This is a genomic window from Pseudomonas sp. TUM22785, assembly GCF_028198105.1.
Classification (GTDB): Bacteria; Pseudomonadota; Gammaproteobacteria; order Pseudomonadales; family Pseudomonadaceae; genus Metapseudomonas; species Metapseudomonas solani.
In genome coordinates this window covers 1,466,304-1,491,783 of record NZ_CP116239.1, presented here as the reverse complement: position 1 = coordinate 1,491,783, position 25,480 = coordinate 1,466,304, and the positions used below count along the sequence as shown (strand labels likewise).

The 25,480-nt window shown below is 66.6% G+C and carries 23 protein-coding genes and 1 pseudogene; 14 read left to right on the top strand and 10 right to left on the bottom strand.

The features are described from left to right. Positions 1 to 96: 96 nt before the first annotated feature. Positions 97 to 1,071 (top strand): annotated as a pseudogene (locus PI990_RS31525) (cache domain-containing protein); the annotation flags it as partial. Positions 1,072 to 1,209: 138 nt separating this feature from the next. Then, complete coding sequence (locus PI990_RS31520; RefSeq protein ID WP_371877133.1) at positions 1,210 to 1,974, top strand: methyl-accepting chemotaxis protein; 765 nt, start codon at positions 1,210 to 1,212, stop codon at positions 1,972 to 1,974. 25 nt (positions 1,975 to 1,999) lie between these two features. Here PI990_RS31520 and PI990_RS07000 read toward each other — a convergent pair whose 3' ends face one another. From PI990_RS07000 to purU, 3 genes are read right to left on the bottom strand one after another with little or no spacing between them, the layout of a single operon-like run. After that, positions 2,000 to 2,176 carry a hypothetical protein gene (locus PI990_RS07000; RefSeq protein ID WP_021218046.1) on the bottom strand — a complete coding sequence of 59 codons (177 nt, stop codon included), beginning with the start codon at positions 2,174 to 2,176 and terminating at the stop codon, positions 2,000 to 2,002. Positions 2,177 to 2,186: 10 nt separating this feature from the next. Beyond that, positions 2,187 to 2,606, bottom strand: coding sequence for a CBS domain-containing protein (locus PI990_RS06995; protein ID WP_021218047.1), 420 nt, complete (start codon positions 2,604 to 2,606; stop codon positions 2,187 to 2,189). A gap of 28 nt (positions 2,607 to 2,634) precedes the next feature. Then, complete coding sequence (gene purU / locus PI990_RS06990; RefSeq protein WP_021218048.1) at positions 2,635 to 3,486, bottom strand: formyltetrahydrofolate deformylase; 852 nt, start codon at positions 3,484 to 3,486, stop codon at positions 2,635 to 2,637. Between the two features lie 309 nt (positions 3,487 to 3,795). On the opposite strand from purU, the gene mvaT reads away from it, so the two are divergent. Then, complete coding sequence (mvaT, locus tag PI990_RS06985) at positions 3,796 to 4,173, top strand: histone-like nucleoid-structuring protein MvaT (protein ID WP_184492153.1); 378 nt, start codon at positions 3,796 to 3,798, stop codon at positions 4,171 to 4,173. 58 nt (positions 4,174 to 4,231) lie between these two features. Here the strand turns inward: mvaT and sbcB are convergent, their stop codons facing one another. Further along, a complete protein-coding gene (gene sbcB / locus PI990_RS06980) occupies positions 4,232 to 5,662 on the bottom strand; it encodes an exodeoxyribonuclease I (RefSeq protein WP_271660171.1) in 1,431 nt (476 codons plus the stop codon). A gap of 182 nt (positions 5,663 to 5,844) precedes the next feature. On the opposite strand from sbcB, the gene PI990_RS06975 reads away from it, so the two are divergent. The 7 genes from PI990_RS06975 (at position 5,845) to PI990_RS06945 (ending at position 13,728) form a co-directional block, all read left to right on the top strand. Continuing rightward, a complete protein-coding gene (locus PI990_RS06975) occupies positions 5,845 to 6,597 on the top strand; it encodes an integral membrane protein (RefSeq protein ID WP_043242520.1) in 753 nt (250 codons plus the stop codon). A gap of 90 nt (positions 6,598 to 6,687) precedes the next feature. After that, positions 6,688 to 7,425, top strand: coding sequence for an RDD family protein (locus PI990_RS06970; protein WP_021218052.1), 738 nt, complete (start codon positions 6,688 to 6,690; stop codon positions 7,423 to 7,425). Further along, positions 7,422 to 8,399, top strand: coding sequence for a stage II sporulation protein M (locus tag PI990_RS06965; RefSeq protein ID WP_271660170.1), 978 nt, complete (start codon positions 7,422 to 7,424; stop codon positions 8,397 to 8,399). Before PI990_RS06970 ends, PI990_RS06965 begins: the two co-directional genes overlap by 4 nt. Next, entirely contained in the window at positions 8,386 to 9,987 is a 1,602-nt protein-coding gene (locus PI990_RS06960; RefSeq protein ID WP_271660169.1) for a DUF4129 domain-containing protein, read from the top strand. The genes PI990_RS06965 and PI990_RS06960 overlap by 14 nt, the downstream gene beginning before the upstream one ends. Continuing rightward, positions 9,984 to 11,279, top strand: a complete 1,296-nt coding sequence (locus tag PI990_RS06955; RefSeq protein ID WP_271660168.1) for a DUF4350 domain-containing protein — start codon at positions 9,984 to 9,986, stop codon at positions 11,277 to 11,279. The genes PI990_RS06960 and PI990_RS06955 overlap by 4 nt, the downstream gene beginning before the upstream one ends. Next, entirely contained in the window at positions 11,276 to 12,400 is a 1,125-nt protein-coding gene (locus tag PI990_RS06950) for an AAA family ATPase (protein WP_021218056.1), read from the top strand. The genes PI990_RS06955 and PI990_RS06950 overlap by 4 nt, the downstream gene beginning before the upstream one ends. Beyond that, positions 12,397 to 13,728, top strand: a complete 1,332-nt coding sequence (locus PI990_RS06945) for a DUF58 domain-containing protein (RefSeq protein ID WP_271660167.1) — start codon at positions 12,397 to 12,399, stop codon at positions 13,726 to 13,728. Before PI990_RS06950 ends, PI990_RS06945 begins: the two co-directional genes overlap by 4 nt. Positions 13,729 to 14,126: 398 nt before the next feature. Here PI990_RS06945 and PI990_RS06940 read toward each other — a convergent pair whose 3' ends face one another. The 3 genes from PI990_RS06940 to PI990_RS06930 form a co-directional block, all read right to left on the bottom strand. Continuing rightward, the gene (locus PI990_RS06940; protein WP_021218058.1) at positions 14,127 to 14,486 is read right to left on the bottom strand and encodes a PilZ domain-containing protein; all 360 of its coding nucleotides are present in this window, start codon (positions 14,484 to 14,486) and stop codon (positions 14,127 to 14,129) included. A gap of 62 nt (positions 14,487 to 14,548) precedes the next feature. Continuing rightward, on the bottom strand, positions 14,549 to 14,971 hold the full coding sequence (locus PI990_RS06935) for a DUF4124 domain-containing protein (RefSeq protein WP_021218059.1): 423 nt from the start codon (positions 14,969 to 14,971) through the stop codon (positions 14,549 to 14,551). An 84-nt stretch (positions 14,972 to 15,055) separates the two neighbouring features. Beyond that, entirely contained in the window at positions 15,056 to 15,430 is a 375-nt protein-coding gene (locus PI990_RS06930) for a tetratricopeptide repeat protein (RefSeq protein WP_021218060.1), read from the bottom strand. 160 nt (positions 15,431 to 15,590) lie between these two features. On the opposite strand from PI990_RS06930, the gene PI990_RS06925 reads away from it, so the two are divergent. Together PI990_RS06925 and pyk are read left to right on the top strand one after the other, a co-directional pair. Continuing rightward, positions 15,591 to 16,394, top strand: coding sequence for a hypothetical protein (locus tag PI990_RS06925; RefSeq protein ID WP_021218061.1), 804 nt, complete (start codon positions 15,591 to 15,593; stop codon positions 16,392 to 16,394). Between the two features lie 87 nt (positions 16,395 to 16,481). Then, positions 16,482 to 17,933 (top strand): pyruvate kinase, encoded by a 1,452-nt coding sequence (gene pyk, locus PI990_RS06920; RefSeq protein ID WP_184492156.1) that lies wholly within the window; start codon positions 16,482 to 16,484, stop codon positions 17,931 to 17,933. Positions 17,934 to 18,133: 200 nt separating this feature from the next. On the opposite strand, the gene PI990_RS06915 is transcribed toward pyk, so the two are convergent. Genes PI990_RS06915 through PI990_RS06905 form a run of 3 tightly spaced genes read right to left on the bottom strand, consistent with a single transcriptional unit; the run spans position 18,134 to position 20,990 of the window. After that, on the bottom strand, positions 18,134 to 18,907 hold the full coding sequence (locus tag PI990_RS06915) for an enoyl-CoA hydratase (protein ID WP_184488758.1): 774 nt from the start codon (positions 18,905 to 18,907) through the stop codon (positions 18,134 to 18,136). Positions 18,908 to 18,931: 24 nt separating this feature from the next. Further along, positions 18,932 to 19,870, bottom strand: coding sequence for an iron-sulfur-binding ferredoxin reductase (locus PI990_RS06910; protein ID WP_271660166.1), 939 nt, complete (start codon positions 19,868 to 19,870; stop codon positions 18,932 to 18,934). Further along, positions 19,863 to 20,990 carry a GGDEF domain-containing protein gene (locus PI990_RS06905; protein ID WP_184488756.1) on the bottom strand — a complete coding sequence of 376 codons (1,128 nt, stop codon included), beginning with the start codon at positions 20,988 to 20,990 and terminating at the stop codon, positions 19,863 to 19,865. The genes PI990_RS06910 and PI990_RS06905 overlap by 8 nt, the downstream gene beginning before the upstream one ends. Positions 20,991 to 21,214: 224 nt before the next feature. Here PI990_RS06905 and PI990_RS06900 point away from each other — a divergent pair, with 224 nt between their 5' ends. After that, entirely contained in the window at positions 21,215 to 22,738 is a 1,524-nt protein-coding gene (locus tag PI990_RS06900; RefSeq protein WP_021218686.1) for a fumarate hydratase, read from the top strand. Positions 22,739 to 23,066: 328 nt separating this feature from the next. Further along, positions 23,067 to 25,433, top strand: coding sequence for a type II secretion system secretin GspD (gspD, locus tag PI990_RS06895; RefSeq protein WP_442969319.1), 2,367 nt, complete (start codon positions 23,067 to 23,069; stop codon positions 25,431 to 25,433). Positions 25,434 to 25,480 lie beyond the last annotated feature (47 nt).

The following is a 25,480-nucleotide window of genomic DNA, read 5'->3' as shown; positions in this document are numbered from 1 at the left end:
TGGTTCTGTACCGACACAGTGTTCAACGCCGGATCCGTTAAGAAAAACCGGCGACCCGCCAAGACTGGTACCTGCATCAATCGGACGCAAGAAAACATGACCAAGAACCTGAAGTTCAGCCACAAGATCCTGTTGGCCGCCTCTCTGGTAGTGATAGCGGCGTTCTCGCTATTCACGCTCTACAACGATTACCTGCAACGGAATGCGATCCGAGACGACCTGGAGAGTTACCTGAAGGAAATGGGGGACGTGACCGCCAGCAACATCCAGAACTGGCTTTCGGGCCGGATCCTGCTGGTGGAGAACGTGGCGCAGAACATCTCCCGCCACGCCGAAGCCGAATCCGTGACCTCGCTGCTGGAACAGAAGGTGCTGGCCTCGACCTTCTCCTTCACCTACCTGGGCAGCGCCGACGGCACCTTCACCATGCGCCCGAACGATGCCATGCCCGAAGGCTACGACCCGCGCACCCGTCCCTGGTACAAGGACGCCATGGCCGCCGGCACCACCACCCTGACCGAACCCTATATCGACGCCGCCACCAGCACGCTGATCATGACCATCGCCACCCCCGCCGGAGACAAGGGCGTGGTGGGCGGCGACCTGAGCCTGCAGACGCTGCAGCAGATCGTCAATTCGCTGGACTTCCAGGGCATGGGCTACGCCTTCCTGGTCAGCGAGGACGGCACCATCCTGGTTCATCCGAACAAGGATTTCGTGATGAAGAAGCTGGCGGACATCTACCCCAGGAACACGCCGCGCATCAGCCCCGAGTTCTCAGAGTCCGAGCTGGATGGCCAGGCGCGCATCCTCACCTTCGCCCCGATCAAGGGCCTGCCGACGGTGAAGTGGTACATCGGCCTGTCCATCGACAAGGCCGAGGCGTTCTCGATGCTGCGTGAGTTCCGCACCTCGGCGATCATCGTCACCGTCATCGCGGTGGTGATCATCATCGCCCTGCTGGGCATGCTGATCCGCGTACTGATGCAGCCGCTGCTGCTGATGGGCCGCGCCATGCAGGACATCGCCCAGGGCGAGGGCGACCTGACCCGCCGCCTGGAGGTGCACTCCCAGGACGAGTTCGGCGAGCTGGCGCAGTCCTTCAACCAGTTCGTCGAGCGCATCCACGCCTCCATTCGCGAGGTTTCCGCCACCACCCGCCAGGTCAACGAGGTGGCCAAGCTGGTGCTGTCGGCCTCCAACTCGTCGATGAGCAACTCCGACGAGCAGGCCCAGCGCACCAACAGCGTGGCCGCGGCGATCAACGAACTGGGCGCCGCTGCCCAGGAGATCGCCCGCAACGCCGCCGATGCCTCGCACCAGGCCTCCGATGCACGCAACCAGTCCGAGGACGGCCGCCAGGTGGTGGAGAAGACCATAGTCGCCATGAGCGACCTGTCCGGGAAGATCCGCGCCTCGTGCGGCAACATCGAGACGCTGAACAGCAAGACGGTGAACATCGGGCAGATCCTCGAGGTCATCAAGGGCATCTCCGAGCAGACCAACCTGCTGGCGCTCAACGCCGCCATCGAAGCCGCCCGTGCCGGTGAGGCCGGCCGTGGCTTCGCCGTGGTCGCGGACGAGGTGCGCAACCTCGCCCACCGCACCCAGGAGTCGGCGCAGGAAATCCAGAAGATGATCGAGGAGCTGCAGGTGGGCGCCCGCGAGGCGGTCAACACCATGACCGAGAGCCAGCGCTACAGCGAGGAGAGCGTGACCATCGCCAACCTGGCGGGCGAGCGCCTTTCCAGCGTCACCCAGCGCATCGGCGAGATCGACGGGATGAACCAGTCCGTGGCCACCGCCACCGAGGAACAGACCTCGGTGGTGGAGTCACTGAACGTGGACATCAACGAGATCAACATGCTCAACCAGGAAGGCGTGGAAAACCTCCAGGCCACCCTGCGCGCCTGCGCCGACCTGGAACAGCAGGCCGCGCGCCTGAAGCACCTGGTGGACAGCTTCCGCATCTGAACCGTGCGGGAATGAAAAAGGCGCCTCAAGGCGCCTTTTTCGTTTCGTCGGCTTCGTCCTGGATCTGCTTCCAGAGGGCTTCGGCATCCGGGAAGTCGGTGCCGTCCTCCTCGTCCAGCGCCTCGGGGTCATAGCGCCGCACGCATCCCTCGCCGAGGGTGGGCGGGGCTTTCGAGGTCGCGCGGTCGAGAGGGTCGGACATGCTCAAGCTCCTAGGTCGGGCGGCCGGCGTCGTGCTGGGCGAAGGCCTTGATCGCGCGCAAGGCGTCACGACGACTGAGCACGCCCACCAGCACACCGCCTTCCACGACCGGCAAGGCCTCATGCTGCTCGCGCAGCAAGCGCTGGCAGACATCGACCACGTCCTCGCCCGGGGAAACGCTCCCCGGCTGCGCCCGCATGCACGCGCCCACCACTCCCCCTACAGCATCGTAGTAGGCACCGGAAAGAATGCCGCGCAGGCAGTCGGACTCGGACAGCATGCCTAGCAGGTGGCCCTGGGCGTCGACCACCGGGGCACTGCTCAGGCGGTGCTCCAGCAAGCGCTCGATGGCCAGGAACAGGTCGGTGTCCGGCCGGAAGCTCACCTGGTGATGGGTCATGTAGTCACGAACCTGGACGGACTTGAGCATGGGATCGTTCCTTGTTCCTGTTACGCGATCAGTCGAAGACGACGGTCTTGTTGTCGTGCACCAGCACGCGGTCTTCCAGGTGATAGCGCAGGCCGCGCGCCAGCACCAGTTTCTCCACGTCCTTGCCCAGGCGCACCAGGTCTTCGATGTTGTCGCGGTGGCTGATGCGCACCACGTCCTGCTCGATGATCGGGCCGGCGTCCAGTTCCTCGGTGACGTAGTGGCAGGTGGCGCCGATCAGCTTCACGCCGCGCAGCGAGGCCTGGTGGTACGGCTTGGCGCCGATGAACGAGGGCAGGAAGCTGTGGTGGATGTTGATCACCTGGTGGCGGTACTTCTGGCACAGGTCCGGCGGGATGATCTGCATGTAGCGCGCCAGCACCACGTTGTCGGCCTTGTGCTCGTCGATCAGGCGCGAGACCTGCTCGAACGCCGGCTGCTTGTTCTTCGGGTCGACCGGGACGTGGAAGTAGGGGATGCCGTGCCACTCGACCATGCTGCGCAGGTCATCGTGGTTGGCGATCACGCAGGGGATCTCGCAATCCAGCTCGCCGCTGTGCCAGCGGTGCAGCAGGTCGGCCAGGCAGTGGGACTCACGGCTGGCCATCAGCACCACGCGCTTCTTCACCGAGGAGTCGGTGATGCGCCATTCCATGGAGAACTCACGCGCGATGGGCGCGAACGCCTGGCGGAAGCCATCCAGGTCGAACGGCAGCGAATCGGCGCGAATCTCGTGACGCATGAAGAACCAACCACTCTGATTGTCGGAGTGATGGCTCGCCTCGGTGATCCAGCCGTTGTAAGTCGCCAGGAAATTACTGACCTTGGCTACGATGCCAACGCCGTCCGGGCAGGCGATCACCAGACGAAATGTGCGCATGGGGGAAACTCCAGAGACTTCGCAAAAGGCGGTCATTCTATCCACACGCCGTGAAAAGTTCAGCAGCTCCATTGAACTTCCCGTCGCCTCCGCGCCAGCCCGCAACTCCGGCGCCGTCGCCGATGACGCACGCAAGTTCCAATCCCTGGTTAGGTCCGATTGTGAACAGGGATTAATTCAAACATCGGCTTATTCTAAAAATAATCCCGACAAAACTTTTCCTGCATGTTTACTTGTATTAACGCGCTGACTATTATTCCTGACACTCAGCCATCGCCAGCCATCACCATTTTCACAAGGGACTCAGACATGTCGCTGATCAACGAATACCGCGCTACCGAAGAAGCCATCAAAGAACTGCAAGAGCGCCTGAAGAACCTGTCGCAAGACGACAAGCTGAAAAAAGAGCTGGAGTTCGAAGGCAAACTGCGCGCCCTGATGGGTGAATACCAGAAGTCCCTGCGCGATATCATCGCCCTGCTCGATCCGGACTCCAAAACTTCCAAGGCCCCGCGTGCTGCCGCCAAGACTACTGGCAGCAAGCGTGCTCGCAAGGTCAAGCAATACAAGAACCCGCACACCGGTGAAGTTATCGAAACCAAAGGTGGCAACCACAAGACGCTGAAAGAGTGGAAAGCCAAGTGGGGCGCCGACACCGTTGAAGGTTGGGCCACCCTGCTGGGCTAATTGCCACGGGTTAAAAAAACGCCAGCATCAGCTGGCGTTTTTTATTGCCCGGCAAAACTCAAAGGCCATAGCGTTGACGCAATTGCGTGGCATGTTCGGACCAGGCCTGGAGGATCGCCAGCTGCGCTGGCGTCGCCGTGGCGCGGAGCTCCGCCATCGCCTGCTCGAAGCCCGCCAGTGTATTGGGCGCGCCCAGGGCCGGGTCACTCAGGCGGCCGCGGCAGAAAGCGCTCCATTTATCCCGCTCGGCGGGGGATAACGTGTCCGGGAAGTTTCTCGCGCGGTAACGGAACAGCAATTCCGGCAACCGCACATCATCGAACGGCCAGGGTTCCTGGGCCAAACGAAGCGGCTCGGCATTCCGTACTTGTTCGCACAGCCGCCGATCACGGTCACCGATAAAACCATCATAGAGTTGCTGCTCCGGATCTTCGGTTCCGGGGAAGGCTTCCTCTGCATAGATGGCGGGCAACTTGTCCTGCCATTGCCCACGCAACTCGGCAAGTTGCCGGGCGCTTTCCTGGACGGCGGCCAAGTCCACGTGCAGGCGTTGCTGGTCCGCCGGCCGCAATACACTCAAGGGCGCCACTACCGGGCAGCGATTGATATGCAGGAGTTTCAACGGGACCGGTATTTCACCTTCGGCCAACTCATCACGCCGTGTATAGAGGCGGCGGCGCAGAGTTTCAGCATCCTGATCCAACAGCGGCGATACATCGGATAACAGGTCGCAGACGATCAATGCATTGCGGTTCTTCGGGTGCCAGGCCAGTGGCACTACCACGGAGAAATAATGCCGCGCCGCCGAAAAGCGACCCGATATATGTACCAGCGGCTGCAACAGGCGAATCTGTTCCTGCACCTTGTGCTTGCTGCGCAACTGGAAGAGGAAGTCATACAACCGTGGTTGGCGATCACGCACCAGCCGCGCCAGGGCAATGGTCGCGCGCACGTCGGCCAGCGCCTCGTGGGCCTGGCCATGGTCGATGCCGTTGGCGGCGGTCAGGCGCTCCAGGCGCAGCGACACCCGCCCCTCCTCGGTGGGCCACTCGATGCCCTCCGGGCGCAGCGCGTAGGCGGTGCGCAGGGTGTCGATGAGGTCCCAGCGGCTGTTGCCGCCCTGCCACTCCCGCGCATAGGGGTCGTGGAAGTTGCGGTAGAAGCTGTAGCGGGTCACTTCGTCGTCGAAGCGCAGGGTGTTGTAGCCGGCGCCGCAGGTGCCCGGGCGGGACAGCTCGGCGTGCACGCGGGTGATGAACTCGCCTTCGTCCAGCCCCTTCTCGCGCAGGGTCTGCGGCAGGATGCCGGTGACCAGGCAGGCCGCCGGGTGGGGAAGGATGTCGTCGCTGGGCCGGCAATAGATGTTCAGCGGCTGCTCGATTTCGTTGAGCGCCTCGTCCGTGCGGATGCCCGCCACCTGGATGGCGCGGTCGCTGCGGGGGTTGATGCCGGTGGTTTCGTAGTCGTACCAGAAGATGCTGGAAGTCACGTTGCCTCCTATGGCCAAGGGGCCGGAGTCTATCACCCGACGGCGCGCGACCACCGACCACCAATACGCGAAACAGTGACGCAGCCGATTGAATTCGTCGCACCGACACCCGAAAATATCGCGCTCGCGCCATGCCCGTACCCGGGCCTGCGCCTCCTGCACCGACTCACAAGGAAGCGACCATGCAAGGCATACCCGAAAACCCCTATTCCGCGCCCCAGAGCGCCCTGGTCGAAACCGTCGACAACGGCGCCCTGAGCATCGAAGCCGCCCTGGCCCGTGGCTACGACTTCAACATCGGCGACGTGATCAACGAATCCTGGCAGCGGGTCAAAGGCTCCAAGGGCATGATCGTCTGCGGCATGATCATCTACGGTGTCGCCAGCCAGATTCTGGCCACACTGCTCGGCCTGGTCCTGGGCTTCATCGGCGGCATGGCCGGTGAACTCGCCGCCACGGTGCTGTCCTTCATCGGCGGCGTCATCGGCTCCGGCCTCTGCGCCACGGTTCTCGGCGGCATCTACCTGCTGGGCATCCGCCAGGCTGCTGGCCAGCCACTGAACTTCAACGAGCTGTTCAGCAACTTCAACCTGTTCGTGCCGCTGTTCATCCTCAATATCCTGATGGCGGTGCTGATCTACATCGGCTTCCTGCTGCTGCTCATCCCCGGCTTCTACCTGGCCATCGCCTATATGCTCGCCCTGCCCCTGGCGATGGAGCGCAAGCTGTCGCCCTGGGAAGCCCTGGAAGCCTCGCGCAAGGCCATCACCCAGCGCTGGTTCAAGGTCTTCGGCCTGATGCTGGTGCTGTCGCTGATCATGATGGTCAGTGCGATTCCGCTGGGCATCGGCCTGATCTGGACCTTCCCGATGTTCATCATCGCCGTGGGCATCCTCTATCGCACCATCTTCGGCGTGCTGCCCCCGCCGCAGTGAGCCCGCCGTGCCGACCCGCCCAGCGGCGGGTCGGTTGCCTCGCCAAGTGATGCTCCGCTAGCATCGTGGTTTCCCCAACGCAGTCGACCCATGACATCGACGTCCCGCAGCACCAGCCCATACGGAAATGAGCAGGGTCAGTCCGCCCCCCTGGACACCCGCTACCAGGTGGAAACGCCCGAGGGCATCGACCTCGTGCTGCGCCCCGCCAGCCTCCTGCCCCGCGCCCTGGCCTATACCGTGGACCTGCTGATCCGCGGCATCCTGCTACTGGTGCTCTACTCGGTGTTCCTCCTGCTCGGGCAGTTCGGCATGGGCCTGGGCCTGATCGTCACCTTCCTCGTCACCTGGTGGTACATGGTGCTGTTCGAGGTGCTCAACCAGGGCCGCTCCCCCGGCAAGCAACTGATGGGGCTGCGCGTGGTCCACGACGACGGCACACCGGTGGGCTGGTCCTCGTCCCTGGTGCGCAACCTGCTGCGCTTCGTCGACATCCTGCCATTCGGCTACGCCCTGGGCATCATCAGCACCCTGACGCACCCCGCCTTCAAGCGCCTCGGCGACCTCGCCGCCGGCACCCTGGTGGTCTACCGCGAAGACAAACCCTCGCGCCCGCAACTGCCGGACGCCGAGCCCCAGCGTGCACCCTTCATCCTGAGCCTCGCCGAGCAGCGCGCCATCCTCGGCTATGCCGAGCGCCAGGGCGGCCTCTCCAGCGGGCGCCGCGCCGAGCTGGCGGGCATCCTCGCCGAGCCGCTGGAGGTCCCGGCCGAGCAGGCCGAGGCCCGCCTCAACGGCATCGCCAGGAGCCTACTGGGAAGCCCATGAAACAAAGCCTTTTCGAACGTCGCCACCAGGCCGACTGGGAACGCTTCGGCGCCCAGCTCGACGCCCTGGAGCGTGGCAAGGCCGACGCCAAGTCCTGCGAGGGCTTCGCCGCCGACTACCGCCACCTCTGCCAGCAACTGGCCCTCGCCCAGGAGCGCGGCTACAGCAGCCATCTGATCGACCAGCTGCAGCAACTGGCCATGCGTGGCCACCAGCAGTTCTACCGCCACCGCAGCCACCTCGGCGCGCAGATCGTCGGCTTCGTGCTCGGCGGCTTCCCGCGCCTGGTGCGCGAGCAGTGGCGCAGCATCCTCATCGCCAGCCTGCTGTTCTACGTGAGCCTGGCGGTAATGGGCGTGCTGGTGCACCAGTTCCCCGACCTGGTCTACAGCGTGGTGCCGCCGGACCAAGTGGCCGAGATGGAATCCATGTACGAGCCCGACGCCCACCGCATCGGCGCCAGCGAGCGCGACTCCGGCGATGACTGGATGATGTTCGGCCACTACATCATGAACAACATCGGCATCGCCTTTCAGACCTACGCCAGCGGCCTGCTCTTCGGCCTCGGCAGCCTGTTCTTCCTGCTCTTCAACGGCCTGATGATCGGCGCCGTGGCCGGGCACCTGACCCAGGTCGGCTACGGCGAGACCTTCTGGTCCTTCGTCATCGGCCACGGCTCCTTCGAGCTCACCGCCATCACCTTCGCCGGTGCCGCCGGCCTGCAGCTGGGCTGGGCGCTGCTCGCCCCCGGGCGGATGACCCGCGCCGAATCCCTGCGCCTGGCCGCCACCCACAGCGTCAAACTCATTGCCGGCGCCATGCTGATGCTCCTGATCGCCGCGTTCATCGAGGCCTACTGGTCGTCCATGACCTTCACCACGCCCAAGGTGAAGTACATCGTGGGTGCCTGCCTGTGGCTGCTGCTCGGCAGCTATTTCTGCTTCGCCGGTCGGAGTCGCCATGCGCCTGACTGATGCCAGCGTCGCCATCCGCCCGCGCAGCGCCTGGGAAGCCATGGACCTCGGCGTGCTGCTCGCCCGACGCCACATGGGCCTGCTCATGGCCAGCTGGGCGCTGGTCACCCTGCCGGTGTTCCTGCTGCTGTGCCTGGTGCTGTGGAACTACTCCGGCTGGGCGATCTTCATCTTCTGGCTGCTCAAGCCCGCCTTCGAGCGCCTGCCGCTGTACATCCTTTCCCGCGCGCTGTTCGGCGACACGCCAACGCTCAAGGAAGCGCTCAAGGCCTTCCCGCGCCTGCTCAAGCCGCAGCTGATCGCCAGCCTCACCTGGCGCCGCTTCAGCCCCACACGCAGCTTCGACCTGCCGGTGATGCAGCTCGAAGGCCTCTCCGGCGCGGCGCGCAGCCAGCGCCTGGTGGTGCTCGGCCAGCGCGATGCCGGCGGCGCCACCTGGCTCACCATCATCGGCATGCACCTGGAAACGGCGCTGTGGATGGGCCTGATCACCCTGCTCTACCTGATGCTGCCGCAGCAGGTGGTGGCCGACTGGGACTGGCAGAAACTGCTGCAACAGGCCGAAGGCGACTGGGTATGGCTGGAGCACCTGTCCAACGGCCTGTATTTCTTCGTGCTGATGATCTGGGAGCCGGTCTACGTGGCCTGCGGCTTCACCCTCTACCTGAACCGCCGCACCGCCCTGGAAGCCTGGGACATCGAACTGGTGTTCCGCCGCCTGCGCCAGCGCCTCACCGGCCTCGCCTACGCCCTGGTACTGGGCATGGGTGTGCTCCTGGTCACCGCCCTGCCCGCCCAGCCGGTGCTGGCCGACGAAACCGCCAGCAGCTGCCCGATCCCGGTGGAAGACCCCAACGGCCCCGACGCCCCGCGCCTCCTCCACCAGGAGCTGACCAGCCAGGCCTCCAGCGAAAGCATCGCCAAGCTGCTGGATGAGCCGCCCTTCGAGAACCGCGAGACGGTGACCCGCTGGCGCTTCCCGGATGCCGAGGCCAAGGACAAGAAGAAAGAAGAACTCTCCAAGGAAGACGCGGAAAGCCTCACCGACTTCATCAAGGGCCTGTTCAAGCTGGCCGAGCTGTGGAACAGCACCAGCTGGCTGGCGCTGGTGATCAAGGTGCTGCTGTGGGGTCTGCTGTTCAGCCTCATCGCCCTGATCATCTGGCGCTACCGTGAATGGCTCGCCACCTTCGCCGGCAATATCGGCCTGCCGAAACGCCGGCGCCGCGAGGCACCTCTGCAGCTGTTCGGCCTGGAGGTGGCCCCCGAGACCCTGCCCGACGACGTCGCCAGCGAAGCCGAACGGCTCTGGGCCGAGCACCCGCGCGAGGCCCTCGGCCTGCTCTACCGTGCCCTGCTCAGCCACCTGCTCCACGATTTCCGCCTGCCGCTCAAGGGCTCCCACACCGAAGGCGAAGTGCTGCGCATGGTGCAGAACCTGCAGCGTGAAGAGCTGGGACGCTTCGCCCAGGTCCTCACCCGCCACTGGCAGAACCTCGCCTACGGCCACCAGCTGCCACCGGAGAGCCTCAAGCGTGGCCTCTGTGAAGGCTGGCGCCGCCTGGTCGCCACGGGAGCCAGCGCATGAGCCGTCGTGGAGGTTTCATCTTCGGTGCCCTGCTCTTCCTGCTGCTGGGCCTGTTCCTCATCTGGCTGCTGAACAAGATCGAGCCCTACCAGGAAACCATCGCCCACGGGGCTTCGCCCGAGGCGCGCAGCAACATCTACCTCGCCGCCGAGAGCTACCTGCGCAAGCAGGGCCTGACGGTGGCGCACGCCGATGGCCTGGAAGTGCTCAACGACCTGCCCGCCGCCGGCCACACCCTGTTGCTGCTGGCCGACCGCAGCCGCATGACCCCGCGCCAGGCCGACCGCGTGCTGGACTGGGCAGCCAAGGGCGGCCACCTGCTGTTCGTCGCCGAAGCCCTCTACGACGAAGACGACGGCAAGAGCGGTGACCTGCTGCTGGACCGCCTCGGCGTGCAGCAGTACGAGAGCGAGGACCTCGACGAAGAGGACAGCGAGGACGCCGAGCAGAGCGAAGCCACCGACAGCGCCGAAGACACCCAGGACGAAGCCGAGCCCGACACCGCCGACGACAGCGAGCAGCAGGCCGAAGGCGAGGAAGAAGCGCCGGCCGACAGCGAAGCCGAGCCCGAGGACGAAGACCGCTACCCCGAGCTGACCAAGCTCTACCTGGAAAACGAGGACGCGCCGGCCTACATCGACTTCGACACCGGCTTCCACCTCTACGACAGCGAAGACCGCGCCCACGCCTGGGCCAACAGCGGCAACGCCACCCACATGCTGCAGATGAACCATGGCGACGGCCTGGTCACCGTGCTCACCGACAGCTGGATCTGGCAGAACAACAACATCGCCAGCCACGACAATGCCTGGCTGCTCTGGTACCTGACCCAGGACACCAGCGTGACCCTGCTCTACCGCGCCGAGCGCGATGACCTGCCCGCCCTGCTGCTGCGCAACTTCCCCGAAGCGCTGGCGGCCCTGGCCCTGCTCATCGCCCTGGTGCTGTGGCACGTCGGCCGTCGCCAGGGGCCGCAACTGGCACCGGCCAGCCGCTCGCGCCGCCAGCTGGAAGAACACCTGCGCGCCAGCGCCGACTTCCTCATGCGGCGCAGCGGCAAGCACGTGCTGCTGCAAGGCCTGCAGCGCGACATCCTGCGTCGCGCGCGGCGCCGTCACCCCGGTTTCGAACGACTCGCCGTGGCCGAGCAATGGCAGGTGCTCAGCCGCCTGACCCGCATGCCCACCGCCGCCATCAGCCAGGCCATGCGGCCGCTGCCCAAGCAGCGCCTCAGCGCCTCCGAATTCACCCGCCAGGTCGCCCACCTGCAAAGCCTCAGGAATGCCCTATGAGCGAACAGACGCCCGATCAGCCGATCAACGATGAAGCCGAAGGCCTGAACCTGGACCTTTCCGACGTCACCCCCGAAGCCCCGGCCCCCGTAGCCGCTGCCGTGCAGCCCAGCGAGCCCGCCCAGGCGCCGGCCGCCCCTGCCGCGCCCTCGGCAGCCAGCAGCCAGCGCCAGCGCGCCAGCCAGCTGGCCCAGGCCCTGCGCCAGGAACTGCAGAAGGCCGTGGTCGGCCAGACCGCCGTCATCGACGACGTGCTCACCGCCCTGATCGGCGCCGGCCACGTGCTGGTGGAAGGCGTGCCGGGCCTGGGCAAGACCCTGCTGGTCCGCGCCCTGGCGCGCTGCTTCGGCGGCGAGTTCTCGCGCATCCAGTTCACCCCGGACCTGATGCCCAGCGACGTCACCGGCCACGCCGTGTACGACATGCAGAGCGAGCAGTTCAAGCTGCGCAAGGGCCCGGTGTTCACCAACCTGCTGCTGGCGGACGAAATCAACCGCGCCCCGGCCAAGACCCAGGCCGCGCTGCTGGAAGTGATGCAGGAGCGCCAGGTCACCCTCGAAGGCCGCGCCCTGCCGGTGCCGCTGCCCTTCCTGGTCATGGCTACCCAGAACCCCATCGAGCAGGAAGGCACCTACCCGCTGCCGGAAGCCGAGCTCGACCGCTTCATGCTCAAGCTGCGCATGGACTACCCCGAGGCCAACGAAGAGCTCGCCCTGGTGCGCCAGGTGACCCGCTCCGCCCGTGCCGACATGCTGGAGGTGGCGCCCCTGCGCACGCTGCTGCAGGCCAAGGACGTGCAGGCCCTGCAGCGCATCGCCAGCGAACTGCCCATGGACGACCAGGTGCTCGACTACGCCGTGCGCCTGGCCCGTGCCACCCGTACCTGGCCGGGCCTGGCCCTGGGTGCCGGCCCGCGCGCCTCCATCGCCCTGGTCCGTGGCGGTCGCGCCCGCGCCCTGCTGCGCGGCGGCGACTTCGTGCTGCCCGATGACGTGAAGAGCTGCGCCCTGGCGGTGCTGCGCCACCGCGTGCGCCTGTCGCCGGAGCTGGATATCGAAGGCCAGTCCGTGGACCAGGTCCTGCAACAACTGCTGGAACAGGTGCCGGCGCCGCGCCTATGAAACCATCGCGCATCCTGCTCGGCCTGATCGCCGGCCTGCTGGCCGTGGCGCTGGTCCTGGGCACCCTGCACGCCCTCGGCACCAAGCTGCCGGAACAGCTGCGCCTGCTCTGGTGGGGGCTGCTCTGCGCCCTCGCCCTGCTGGCCGTGCTCGATGCGCTGTGGCTGCGCCGCCTGCCTTCACCCGCGCTGGAACGCCAGCTGCCGGGCAACCTGTCCCTGGGCCGCTGGGGCGAGGTGCGCCTGCGCGTGCACCATGCCTTCACCCGCGCCCTGCAGCTCAAGGTCTACGACCATGTGCCGGCGGGGATGGACACCGAGTTCCTGCCGCAATCCGTGGCCCTGCACCCGGGCGAGGTCACCGAGTTCGGCTACCGCGTGCGCCCGCTGCAGCGCGGCCGCTTCGCCTTCCCCCTGTGCGAGGTGGAGCTGCCCAGCCCCCTGGGCCTGTGGGGCCAGCGCCGCTGCCTCGACCTGCCGGGCGAGACCCGCGTCTACCCGGATTTCGCTCGCCTCTACGGCGCCCAGCTGATGGCGGTGGACGACTGGCTCAGCCAGCTCGGCGTGCGCCAGCGTCCGCGTCGCGGCCTGGGCCTGGAGTTCCACCAACTGCGTGAATTCCGTGACGGCGACACCCTGCGCCAGATCGACTGGAAGGCCACCGCGCGCAAGCGCACGCCCATCGCCCGTGAATACCAGGACGAACGCGACCAGCAGATCGTCTTCATGCTCGACTGCGGCCGCCGCATGCGCAGCCAGGACGGCGACCTCTCGCACTTCGACCACGCCCTCAACGCCAGCCTGCTGCTCAGCTACGTGGCCCTGCGCCAGGGCGACGCGGTCGGCCTCAGCACCTTCGCCGGCGACCAGCAGCGCTACCTCGCGCCGGTCAAGGGCCCGGCTCAGTTGAGCGTATTGCTCAACGCCGTCTACGACCTCAACAGCACCCAGCGCCCGGCCGACTTCGGCGCCGCGATCGACGCCCTGCTGGCACGCCAACGCCGCCGCGCCCTGGTGGTGCTGGTGACCAACCTGCGCGATGAAGACGACGATGAGCTGCTGGCCGCAGTCAAGCGCCTGGGTCGCCATCACCGGGTGCTGATCGCCAGCCTGCGGGAAGAAGTGCTGGACGCCCTGCGCCAGGAACCGGTGCAAGGCTTCGAGCAGGCGCTGTCCTACTGCGGCACGGTGGACTACCTCAACGCCCGCGCCAGCCTGCACGAACGCCTGGCTGCCCACGACGTCCCGGTGCTCGACTGCCGCCCCGGCGAACTCGGCCCCGAGCTGGTCGGCCGCTACCTGGCCTGGAAAAAGGCCGGCGTGCTCTAACCCCCATCAGGGCACAACCGCACCCACATGCTTGATTCCCGGGCTGAAGCCCGGGCTACGGACTGCTTGAGCGCAACCGTAGGATGGGTAGAGCGAAGCGAAACCCATGCTGCCAATCGCCAACCCCACCTCCGCACGGTGGAGGTAAAAAGCGACCTCCACCCTACGCAATGGTCAGCTCCGCACGCACAACCGCAGGGCGGGTGAACCTCGCGTGGCACCGTGCGTGGATGTGTCGGGTTGCACCCGACCTACGTGGCCAATTCGTAGGATGGGTCGGGCGGCGTTCCGCGAGCGAAGCGAAACCCATCATGGCGGTCACGCCGCCCTCACCATTCTGCGTGCGATCCCATACGCTGCCGCCGCGCCTGAAGCGCAGCGGCTAACGCCGGGCACGGCTACGCCGACGCGGCGAGGGGACGAAAGCTGAAGTAGTGGCGCAGCGCCTCGACCATCTCCACGTATTCCGGCGGCGGTGCCACCAGGGCGAAGCCCGAGTCGAAGTTGCCGGGGTTGACGTCTTCCCGGCTCCATTGGCAGGTCGCGTAGAAGTCGATGAAGTGCTGCTGGCCGTCATGCCCCGGAATCTTCAGGCGCATGTCGAAACGGGCCCCCACCAGCATCGGTAGCTGGCTGATCAGCATCAGGCCTTCGAGGGACACGTTGCCCAGATAGCCCATGGGCTTGTCGGTGATGCGATTGAAGACCTTCAGGTAATAGGGCAGCTGGTGGCGTTCTATTCGGCGTTGGCTACGCATGATGGCGAATCGCTATTGATGGCCGTTCAGTATGGCCTCACTACTGCACTCGAACCAAGTAATTAACCGCAGTGCTCACTGATTTCCGCGGTCAATTTACGACGGGCGGCGTCGATCTCGCCGTCGCTGTAATACTGGCGCTCCCCCTTCCCATCTACACGATAGAACTTAGCGCCGTCGCGAAGCTGGGCAAGGTTACCGCGTAACGTGTTGCATTGCTTCTGGCGCTCGCCGCGGGCATCCGCCGCCTTGCGCTCGGCCTGCGCCTGTTCCTGGCGGCGGGCATCGAAGAACTGCTCGGCACGTTGCTCACGTTCACGGGTGGCCTCGTCACGCTCCACCACCTGCGGCTTGACCTCCACCTGCTGCGCGCCGGCCTGGGGTCGCTCGCTGAAATGCACCTGGCCGCTGGCGTCCGTCCAGCGGTAGATCTCCGCGCTCGCCAGCCCTGGCAGCAGGATGACCGCGAAAAGCAGGTGACGCATGGAGCCCCTCCCGGAAACAAAGGCCAAGCTTAGCGCTGGCCGGTCACCACTCAAGCGAGCCACGACCGACGGTCGAAACGCCGGTCAGAGCGACGCCGGGGTGGCCTTGGCCGGTGAGCCGGTGTTGATCTGGCCGAGCTTCTCCAGGGTCTCCAGGCGCGCACGGGCGCGGTAGGCGTACTCGCTGGTGGGGTAGCGGCCGATGATGAAGTTGTAGGTCTGCTGGGCATCCACGAACAGGCTCTGGCGCTCCAGGCACTGGCCGCGCAGCAGGGAGATCTCCGGCTGCATATAGGCCCGCGAGCGGCTCTTGCGCTCGGCCTGGGACAGCTCGAGCATGGCCGTTTCGCAGTCGCCCTCGTCGTAGGCGTGGTAGGCATTGTTCAGGTGATGGTCCAGCGACCAGCGGGTGCAACCGGCAAGGCCGGCGAGCAGGGCCAGGATGATCAGCGTGCGCATGGGTAAGTCCTCCGTTGGCGAGTATATCGGCGCTCACGGAAATTTCTGCAGCGCCATCCGGCGGAGTGCGGGCACAACCTCCGATGGGACTTGCAGCCCATCATCCCGGCCCAGGCGAAGCGGCTGCTAGACTCGCCCAAACCCCGCCCCCGGAGCCTCCATGCAGCCCATCCGCCCTGCCCTGCTGTGCACCCTTCTGCTGCTTGGCGCCTGCGCCCCCACCACCCCGCTGTTCATCGCCCAGATCACCACCAACGAAGCGGTGGAGTACAAGGTGCTGAAGAACAACCGCATGGCCGCGGCGGTGGAAGAGGATGGCGACCTGCTCACCTACAGCGCCATGGCCATACGCGATGGCACCAGCGCCCAGGCCGAGAAGCTCTACCTCACCGGTTACCAGGATCGCCAGTTCAGCGACGAGGTGCGTGCCATCTCGCTCTACCAGATCGGCCTGATCTACATGAGCCGCTACAACGACCAGCGCGACGACACCAAGGCGCTCAACCGCTTCTACCAGATCACCAACGAGTTCCCCGGCACCCGCGCCGCCGAACGCGCCGAAGCGCGCATCCTGGTGATCCGCCAGCGCGCCGACGAGCCGGTGCACAAGACCGCCCGCGAGCTGCTGGCCGACTGGAAGCCCAGCCAGAACCTCGACCTCTACCGCAGCGACCTCGACCCGGACATGACCCTGCTGTCGCGCCGCGCCGTGCTCAAGGACCGCGTCGACGAAGCCGAGCAGCTGTATTCCCTCGCCCTGGGCGACGCCCATGTGCAGCCCGACATCAAGGCCCGCTCGCTGTACCAGATGGCGCTGATGAACCTGGCCCCGGCCAACCCCCGCGCCGACCGTGGCCGCGCCATCGGCTACCTGCGCCGCCTGCTCGCCGAGTTCCCCGATGCCGAGCAGGCCGAGAATGCCGCCCGGCACCTGGACCAGGCCCTGAATCCCGGCGTGAAATAACCCCGGCAAAGGGTAGTGAAGAGGAACAATGACTACAGGTTGCGAGCGGTGTAGCCTCGGGCTCTGCTTGAAAAATGGAGCCTTCGCATGTCCCTTCGCCGCACCAAGATAGTCGCCACCCTCGGCCCAGCCAGCAACTCGCCCGAGGTGCTGGAACAGCTGATCCTCGCCGGTATCGACGTTGCCCGCCTGAACTTCTCCCACGGCACCCCCGACGAGCACAAGGCGCGCGCCCGCCTGGTCCGCGAGCTGGCAGCCAAGCACGGCCGTTTCGTGGCGCTGCTGGGCGACCTGCAAGGCCCGAAGATCCGCATCGCCAAGTTCGAAGGCAAGCGCATCGAACTGGAAGCCGGCGACAAATTCCGCTTCTCCGTCACCCACCCGCGTGAAGCCGGCAACCAGGATGTGGTCGGCATCGACTACCCGGACCTGATCAAGGACTGCGGCGTCGGCGACGAACTGCTGCTGGACGACGGCCGCGTGGTGATGCGCGTCGACGCCACCACCGCCGACGAACTGCACTGCACCGTGCTGATCGGTGGCCCGCTGTCGGACCACAAGGGCATCAACCGTCGTGGCGGCGGCCTCACCGCCCCGGCCCTGACCGCCAAGGACAAGGCCGACATCAAGCTGGCCGCCGAGATGGAGCTGGACTACCTGGCCGTGTCCTTCCCCCGTGACGCCGCCGACATGGAACTGGCCCGCCGCCTGCGCGACGAAGCCGGTGGCAGCGCCTGGCTGGTGGCCAAGATCGAACGCGCCGAAGCCGTGGCCGACGACGAAGCCCTGGACGGCCTGATCCGCGCCAGCGACGCCGTGATGGTGGCCCGTGGCGACCTGGGCGTGGAGATCGGCGACGCCGAGCTGGTGGGCATCCAGAAGAAGATCATTCTGCACGCCCGTCGCTACAACAAGGCCGTGATCACCGCGACCCAGATGATGGAGTCGATGATCCACAGCCCCATGCCGACCCGCGCCGAAGTCTCCGACGTAGCCAACGCCGCGCTGGACTACACGGACGCCGTGATGCTCTCCGCCGAGAGCGCCGCCGGTGAATACCCGGTGGAAGCGGTGCAGGCCATGGCCCGCGTCTGCGTCGGTGCCGAGAAGCACCCCACCAGCCAGAAATCCAGCCACCGCCTGGGGCACACCTTCAGCCGTTGCGACGAGAGCGTGGCCCTGGCGGCCATGTACACCGCCAACCACTTCCCGGGCGTGAAGGCGATCATCTGCCTCACCGAGAGCGGCTACAGCCCGCTGATCATGTCGCGCATCCGTTCCTCGGTGCCGATCTTCGCCTTCTCCCCCCACCGTGCCACCCAGGCCCGCGTCGCCCTGTTCCGTGGCGTGCAGACCGTGCCCTTCGACCCGGCCGCGCTGCCGGCCGACAAGGTCAGCCAGGCCGCGGTGGACGAACTGCTCAAGCGCGGCATCGTGCAGCAGGGCGACTGGGTCATCCTCACCAAGGGCGACAGCTACCACACCGTCGGCGGCACCAACACCATGAAGATCCTTCACGTCGGCGACCCGCTGGTGTGAGGCATCCGCAGTAAAGAAAAGGCCGCTCGATGAGCGGCCTTTTTTCATTCAAGGGCTTGGAGGCGGCGGCGCTGCGCACCGCTTGGCGAATGAATTCGCCCCTACAACGTCCCCATCAGCCAGGTGGGCGCAACAGATGCGCACGGTGCCGTAGGTTGGCGCCGAGCGCAGCGAGGCCCAACACCCGGGAAGGTTGACGCTCAGGCGAACCTGGAGAAGTCCGGCTTGCGGCGCTGCATGAAGGCCGAGAGCGCTTCGATGGCCTCGGGGGTGCGTAGGCGCTGACCGAACAGCTCGCCCTCTTCCATGATCACCTGGCGCAGTTCCTCGCGGCCCGGTTCGCGCATCAGGCGCTTGCTCACCGCCACGGCAGAAGGTGCCAGCTGCTCGAAGCGCTGGGCCATTTCGCGGGCGCGGGCCAGGGTCGCGGCGCCGCTGTCCAGCGCCTCGTTGGCGATGCCCCAGGTCGCCGCCTGCTCGCCGGTGAAGGCTTCGCCGAGCAGCAGCAGCTGGGCGGCGCGGGCGTGGCCGAGCATGCGCGGGAGGATCAGGCTGGAACCGAACTCCGGGCACAGCCCGAGGTTGACGAAGGGCATCTTCAGCTTGGCATCGCGGGCCACGTAGACCAGGTCGCAATGCAGCAGCAGCGTGGTGCCGATGCCCACCGCCGGGCCGTTCACCGCCGCCACCACCGGCTTGGCGAAATCGAACAGCGCCTTCATGAAGCGGAACACTTCACTGTCCAGCCCGGAAGGCGGCGCCTGGATGAAGTCGGCCACGTCGTTGCCGCTGGTGAAGCAGGTCTCGCTGCCGGTGATCAGCACCGCGCGCACGCTGCGGTCTTCGCCGGCCGCGTCCAGGGCATCGGCCATGGCGCCGTACATGGCGCGGGTCAGGGCGTTCATCTTGTCCGCGCGTTGCATGCGGATGGTCAGCAGGCCCTGGTCACGTTCCAGGTGGATGTGCTCGCTCATGGTGGCTCCTCGGCGGTGGCCGCCTTAGAAGGAGCGGCTCAGGAATACGTCGGCCAGCAGTTGGTTGCGTGGCACGCCGGCCAGATAGAGGCGGCGCGCGAAGTCTTCGACGCTGGCGGGGCTGCCGCAGAGTAAGGCGACGGTCTGGCGCGAAACAAGCCGGAGATCGGCCAAAACACCTTGCAGCTGCGCCGGGGTCGTCAGTTCGACGCGCAGGCTGTCGTGGCGCGCGGCCAGGACCCGCAGGGGCTCGGCGAGGTAATGCGCGGCCGGGTCATGGGCCAGGTGAATGACGCGTATCGCGCCCTGGTGATGCTGGCGCAAGGCCTCGCGGAGAATGCCCCAGAGCGGCGCCAGGCCGGTGCCCGAGGCGAGGATCAGCAGCGGGCGGCCGGCCCAGTCCGGGTCGTAGTGCAACGCGCCGCCGCGCAGTTCGCCCAGGCGCAGCGTGCCGCCGACACCCAACTGGCGCAGCGCATCGGCGAAGGCGCCGGGTTGGCGGCAGTCGATATGGAATTCCAGCCAGGGTTCCTCCCCCGGCACGCTGGCCAGGGAATAGGGCCGGGCGATGCCCTCGGCGCTCCACAGCAGCAGGTGCTGGCCGGCGCTGTAGCGCAACGGCCGTTGGGGACGCAGGCGCAGCCGCGCCACATCGCCCAGCCAGTCCAGCGCCACCACCTCGGCGGGGATGCCATCGCGTTGCGGGTCGAAGGCTTCCACCACCAGGTCACCCACCACCTGGCACTGGCAAGCCAGGCGCCAGCCCTCGGCGCGGCGCTCGGGGTCCAGCGCTTCGGGGCGGGCATCGAGCGGCTCACCGGCCAGGCAGCGCACCAGGCAGGCATGGCAACTGCCGGCCCGGCAACTGAAGGGCACCTTGCATCCGGCGGCGTTGAGCTGGTCCAGCAGGTTGCTGGACGGTGGTACGGTCCAGCGTCTACCCGCAACCTCTATTTCAGGCACCCTGCTCCTCCCACGCAGCAGCGCAGCGGTTACGTCCGCCACGTTTGGCCCGATAGAGTGCCTGATCGGCCCGCTGCAGCGCATCATCCAGATCATCCTGGATGCCCAGCAGCGTCATGCCGGCGGACAGGCTCAGCCCGTCCACCTCGACGCCCACCGGCTCGGCACTGGCGAAGGCTTCGCGCAGGCGCTCGCAGCAGGCGGTAAGGCGGTCGGCATCGCAGTTGGGCAGCAGCAGGACGAACTCCTCGCCACCGTAGCGCGCCAGGGTGTCGCCATCGCGCAGGCAGGCCCGCGCCACGGCGGCGAAGGTCTGCAGCACGCGATCGCCGGCGGCGTGGCCATGAACGTCGTTGATGCGCTTGAAGTGGTCGAGGTCGATCAGTGCCAGCCCGTGCTGGCGACCAGGGGCCAGGCCGTCCAGCTCGCGGGTGGCCAGGCGCAGGAAATGCCGGCGGTTGAACAGCCCGGTCAGCTCGTCGGTGGCCACCAGGTCTTCCAGCTGGCGCATCATGCCGCGCAGGGTGTCCTGGTGCGCCTGCAGGGCGAAGCGGCGTTGGCGCATGCGCTGGCGCAGGGCCTGCACATAGCTGGCGAACAGGGTCAGCCAGGACAGCACCACGAACAACGCGCACACCTGCAGCACCGCCAGGGCCGGATCGGCGAGGCGCATCTGGTACGCCTCCCACAGGTTGAGCCCGGTGAAGGCGAAGAAGCCGATGGCCGCACAGCGTACGAAAACCCTGGGCTGCAGCTGGAACACGCCGAACAGCATGATCAGTACATAGACCACCAGCAGTGCGCCCCGGGCGCCCTCCAGGTCGGACAGCAGCAGGGTGTGCCAGGCGAGGGCCACCAGCACCTGCGCTTCGGTCAGGCTGGGATCACGGAACTCCAGGTTGCGGCCGCTGAGGAAGATGAACAGGAAGCACACCTGCGACAGCACGATCAGCCCGCAGGCGGCCAGGGCACTGGTCATCGAGGCCTGGTACAGGTCACCCAGCACGGCGATCCAGAACAGCGCCAGGGCAAGCGCATAGGTAGCCGCCGCCATGCCGAAGCGTTTCAGCAGCAGGCTTTGCAGCGCTCTATGGGTGACCCGTTGACTCGCTGTGCTCATGGGCTCCGTCCCGTGCTGGCACGATGCCGCCACTGTACGCGCGTGATCACAAAAAACCTAGGGGACGCGCACGGGCGATCAGCGACCAAGGTCGACTGTCGGCGGGTGTGCCCGCGCTTGAGCACGCGGTATACTTCCGCGCCATTTTCACCCCCAATCAGAATGCGCGCCGGGTCGTGGTCCGGCGCTTCCCGATGTTCCCGAATTCAAGAGGAGCGCGCCCCATGACCGTGATCAAACAGGACGACCTGATACAGAGCGTCGCCGACGCCCTGCAATTCATCTCCTATTACCACCCCGTCGATTTCATCCAGGCCATGCACGAGGCCTACCTGCGCGAGGAGTCGCCCGCCGCGCGCGACTCCATGGCGCAGATCCTGATCAACTCGCGCATGTGCGCCACCGGCCACCGCCCGATCTGCCAGGACACCGGCATCGTCACCGTGTTCGTGCGCGTGGGCATGGACGTGCGCTGGGATGGCGCCACCCTGAGCGTCGACGACATGATCAACGAAGGCGTGCGCCGCGCCTACAACCTGCCGGAGAACGTCCTGCGCGCCTCCATCCTGGCCGACCCGGCCGGTGCGCGTAAGAACACCAAGGACAACACCCCGGCGGTCATCCACTACTCCATCGTTCCCGGCAACACCGTGGAAGTGGACGTGGCGGCCAAGGGCGGCGGCTCCGAGAACAAATCGAAGATGGCCATGCTCAACCCCTCCGACTCCATCGTCGACTGGGTGCTGAAGACCGTCCCCACCATGGGCGCCGGCTGGTGCCCGCCGGGCATGCTCGGCATCGGCATCGGCGGTACCGCCGAGAAGGCCGCGGTAATGGCCAAGGAAGTGCTGATGGAGTCCATCGACATCCATGAGCTGAAAGCCCGCGGCCCGCAGAACAAGCTCGAAGAAATGCGCCTGGAGCTGTTCGAGAAGGTCAACCAGCTGGGCATCGGCGCCCAGGGCCTGGGCGGCCTGACCACCGTGCTCGACGTGAAGATCATGGACTACCCGACCCACGCCGCGTCCCTGCCGGTGTGCATGATCCCCAACTGCGCCGCCACCCGTCACGCCCACTTCGTGCTCGACGGCTCCGGCCCGGCCGAACTGCAAGCGCCGCCGCTGGACGCCTACCCGGAAATCGTCTGGGAAGCCGGCCCGTCCGCGCGCCGTGTCGACCTCGACACCCTGACCCCGGAAGACGTGCAGAGCTGGAAGCCGGGCGAGACCGTCCTGCTCAACGGCAAGATGCTCACCGGCCGCGACGCCGCCCACAAGCGCATGGTCGACATGCTCAACAAGGGTGAGCAGCTGCCGGTGGACCTCAAGGGCCGCTTCATCTATTACGTCGGTCCGGTCGACCCGGTGGGTGACGAAGTGGTCGGCCCCGCCGGCCCCACCACCGCCACGCGCATGGACAAATTCACCCGCCAGATCCTCGAACAGACCGGCCTGCTGGGCATGATCGGCAAATCCGAGCGCGGCCCCATCGCCATCGAGGCGATCAAGGACAACAAGGCCGTGTACCTGATGGCCGTCGGCGGCGCCGCCTACCTGGTGGCCCAGGCGATCCGCAAGTCCAAGGTCCTGGCCTTCGCCGAACTGGGCATGGAAGCGATCTACGAGTTCGAAGTGAAGGACATGCCGGTCACCGTCGCCGTCGACACCAACGGCGAGTCGGTGCACATCACCGGCCCGGCGATCTGGAACAAGAAGATCGTCGAAAGCCTGGCGGTGGAGGTGAAGTAAGCCTCCCCGCTATACAAGAAGCCCGGCCCCGTGCCGGGCTTTTTCATGGGCGCAGGAAATCTACCGGCGCTCGGTGGGCAGCACAGCGACCGAAGGGAAAAGCCGCCAACGACGGGAAAGATGCGGGGATTTTCTGAAATATGCGGACCAGTCGCACATGCCCCACTGGTCAGGATTAATACTGTGAAACTGTACACAGTTGCTCACTGTTTTTTAGTACAGGCGTGCAACTTTACATATCCTCGCCAGTCGCTCGGCCCAGGGCAGGGCCCTCCATAGAAAAACCAGCAAGGCGCACGGATGCGCGGATGTCTGTCGAGCTCTCCACATGCTTCGGATCACCCCCGTATCCCTGCCCCGGCGCCTGGCGGCCTGCGGCCCGCTGCTGGCGCTATGCGCCTGCCTCACCCTCCCATCGCTGCACTGCGAGGCGGCACCGACGGCCGCTGCAGCGCCATCGGCCGAGAGCGCCAGCGAAGCGCGCTGGACCATCAACCTGCGCGACGCCGACATCGCCGACTTCACCGAGCAGGTCGCCAGCATCAGCGGCCAAACGCTGGTGCTCGACCCGCGCGTCAAGGGCCGGGTCACCGTCCTCTCCGAATCGCCGCTGACCCTCAGCGAGGTCTACCAGTTGTTCCTGTCGGTGATGAGCACCCACGGCTACACGGTGGTGGCCCAGGGTAACCAGGCCCGCGTCGTGCCCGACATCGAAGGCCGCAGCGTTGCCAACAGCCCCACCGGCAGCGGGCCGGAAACCTTCGAGACACGCCTGATCCAGGTGCAGCAGACCCCGGTCAACGAGCTGCTGCCGATGATCCGCCCGCTGGTGCCGCAGAACGGCCACCTGGCAGCCATCCCCTCCAGCAATGCGCTGATCGTCAGCGACAAGCACGCCAACATCGAACGGCTGATGACCCTGATCGGCCAGCTCGACCGTGCCGGCGCCGAAGACAGCGCGTTCTACGACCTCCAGCACGCCTGGGCCAAGGACGTGGCCGCGATGCTTCAGGAAAGCCTGCGCCGGGGCCAGGCCGCCGGCAACGGCAACGCCCAGGTGATCGCCGACCCGCGCACCAACCGCCTGTTGCTGCTCGGTCCGCCCGAAGCCCGCGAACGCCTGCTGCGCATGGCCAAGCAACTGGACACCGCCCCCATCCGCGCGGCCAATACCCGGGTGGTGCGCCTGCGCCACGGCGACGCCAAGGACCTGGCCAAGACCCTCGGCGAACTCTCCGAGCAGCTGCGCGGCGCCACCTCACCCACCACCACCCAGGCGCCGGTGCTGATCCGCGCCGACGAGGGGCTCAACGCCCTCATCCTGATGGCCGAGCCGGACATGGTCGGCCAGTTGGAAGAACTCGTGCAGCAGCTCGACGTGCCCCGGGCCCAGGTGCTGGTGGAAGCGGCCATCGTCGAGATGTCCGGCGACGTCAGCGAAGCCCTCGGCGTGCAATGGGCCATCGACGGCCGCTCCGACGGCAGCCCCATCGGCGGCACCAACTTCAGCAACACCGGGTTGTCGGTGGGCACCCTGCTCGGCGCCATCGAAGCCAAGACGCCGATCAGCCTGCCCGACGGTGCCATCGTCGGCATCGGCAACGACAACTTCGGCGCCCTGATCACCGCCCTCTCGGCCAGCGGCCACAGCAACCTGCTGTCCACGCCGAGCCTGCTCACCCTCGACAACCAGCAGGCGGAAATCCTCGTCGGCCAGAACGTGCCCTTCCAGACCGGCTCCTACACCACCGACGCCGCCGGCTCCAACAACCCCTTCACCACCATCGAGCGCAAGGATGTCGGCGTCACCCTCAAGGTCACCCCGCACATCAACGAAGGCGGCACCCTGCGCCTGGTGATCGAGCAGGAAATCTCCTCCATCGCCCCCAGTACCGGCGCCGCCTCCCGGGCGGTGGACCTGGTCACCAACAAACGCATGATCAAGAGCACGGTGCTGGCCGACAACGGCCAGGTGATCGTGCTCGGCGGGCTGATCCAGGACGACGTCACCCGCAGCGAAAGCAAGGTGCCGTTGCTGGGCGACATACCGCTGCTCGGCGGGCTGTTCCGCTCCAGCAAGGACGTCAACGTCAAGCGCAACCTGATGGTCTTCCTGCGCCCCCGGGTGGTGCGCGACGGCCCGCGCCTGGCCGACCTGAGCCAGGAGAAGTACCAGGACCTGCGGCAACTGGCGGGCCAGGACAACCAGCGCGCCCTGCCCCAGCAGCCGCTGCAACTGTTCCAGCCGGCTGTGCAGCAAGGCCCGGCGGCCACTCCGCCGTCCCGCCCGGCTCCCGCTCCAGCGCCCGCTCCAGCAGCCGCCCCCGAGGCCGCGGCCGTGCGCGCCTATGCCGCGCCCAGCGAGAGCCCCATCCAACCTGTCGCAGCGAGCGTCGCGCCACCGGCCAAGGCGCCGGAACCAGCCGCGGCACCCGCCCCCAAACCAGCACCCGCACCGGTGGTGGCGCAGCGTTTCAGCATCAACCTCATCGAGGGCAGCAGCGAGCAATACATGCGCGCGCTGATGGCCCGTCACCCCGGGGAGCCCCTGCGCATCCAGCGCACGCAGCGCGATGGCCGGGACTGGTACCGCATGTTCTACGGCGACTACCCCCAGGCGGAGCTGGCCGAACGCGCCCTGCACAACCTGCCGGCCAGCCTGCCCAGCCACCGTGGCCAGGTGACCGCCCTGTAGTCCGACGACCGAATAACCACAACAACGCCGAACCGGAACAAGCGAGG

What these genes read in the sequence shown, in the direction of transcription:
- PI990_RS06925 (WP_021218061.1), top strand. Translation starts at nt 15,591, where the DNA reads ATGCAGCCCATCCGCCCTGCCCTGCTGTGCACCCTTCTGCTGCTTGGC.
- PI990_RS06935 (WP_021218059.1), bottom strand. Translation starts at nt 14,971, where the DNA reads ATGCGTCACCTGCTTTTCGCGGTCATCCTGCTGCCAGGGCTGGCGAGC.
- PI990_RS06940 (WP_021218058.1), bottom strand. Translation starts at nt 14,486, where the DNA reads ATGCGTAGCCAACGCCGAATAGAACGCCACCAGCTGCCCTATTACCTG.
- PI990_RS06960 (WP_271660169.1), top strand. Translation starts at nt 8,386, where the DNA reads ATGCGCCTGACTGATGCCAGCGTCGCCATCCGCCCGCGCAGCGCCTGG.
- PI990_RS07000 (WP_021218046.1), bottom strand. Translation starts at nt 2,176, where the DNA reads ATGTCCGACCCTCTCGACCGCGCGACCTCGAAAGCCCCGCCCACCCTC.
- PI990_RS06930 (WP_021218060.1), bottom strand. Translation starts at nt 15,430, where the DNA reads ATGCGCACGCTGATCATCCTGGCCCTGCTCGCCGGCCTTGCCGGTTGC.
- pyk (WP_184492156.1), top strand. Translation starts at nt 16,482, where the DNA reads ATGTCCCTTCGCCGCACCAAGATAGTCGCCACCCTCGGCCCAGCCAGC.
- PI990_RS06950 (WP_021218056.1), top strand. Translation starts at nt 11,276, where the DNA reads ATGAGCGAACAGACGCCCGATCAGCCGATCAACGATGAAGCCGAAGGC.
- mvaT (WP_184492153.1), top strand. Translation starts at nt 3,796, where the DNA reads ATGTCGCTGATCAACGAATACCGCGCTACCGAAGAAGCCATCAAAGAA.
- PI990_RS06965 (WP_271660170.1), top strand. Translation starts at nt 7,422, where the DNA reads ATGAAACAAAGCCTTTTCGAACGTCGCCACCAGGCCGACTGGGAACGC.
- PI990_RS31520 (WP_371877133.1), top strand. Translation starts at nt 1,210, where the DNA reads ATGAGCAACTCCGACGAGCAGGCCCAGCGCACCAACAGCGTGGCCGCG.
- PI990_RS06970 (WP_021218052.1), top strand. Translation starts at nt 6,688, where the DNA reads ATGACATCGACGTCCCGCAGCACCAGCCCATACGGAAATGAGCAGGGT.
- PI990_RS06915 (WP_184488758.1), bottom strand. Translation starts at nt 18,907, where the DNA reads ATGAGCGAGCACATCCACCTGGAACGTGACCAGGGCCTGCTGACCATC.
- PI990_RS06900 (WP_021218686.1), top strand. Translation starts at nt 21,215, where the DNA reads ATGACCGTGATCAAACAGGACGACCTGATACAGAGCGTCGCCGACGCC.
- PI990_RS06955 (WP_271660168.1), top strand. Translation starts at nt 9,984, where the DNA reads ATGAGCCGTCGTGGAGGTTTCATCTTCGGTGCCCTGCTCTTCCTGCTG.
- PI990_RS06905 (WP_184488756.1), bottom strand. Translation starts at nt 20,990, where the DNA reads ATGAGCACAGCGAGTCAACGGGTCACCCATAGAGCGCTGCAAAGCCTG.
- gspD (WP_442969319.1), top strand. Translation starts at nt 23,067, where the DNA reads ATGCTTCGGATCACCCCCGTATCCCTGCCCCGGCGCCTGGCGGCCTGC.
- PI990_RS06975 (WP_043242520.1), top strand. Translation starts at nt 5,845, where the DNA reads ATGCAAGGCATACCCGAAAACCCCTATTCCGCGCCCCAGAGCGCCCTG.
- PI990_RS06995 (WP_021218047.1), bottom strand. Translation starts at nt 2,606, where the DNA reads ATGCTCAAGTCCGTCCAGGTTCGTGACTACATGACCCATCACCAGGTG.
- PI990_RS06945 (WP_271660167.1), top strand. Translation starts at nt 12,397, where the DNA reads ATGAAACCATCGCGCATCCTGCTCGGCCTGATCGCCGGCCTGCTGGCC.
- purU (WP_021218048.1), bottom strand. Translation starts at nt 3,486, where the DNA reads ATGCGCACATTTCGTCTGGTGATCGCCTGCCCGGACGGCGTTGGCATC.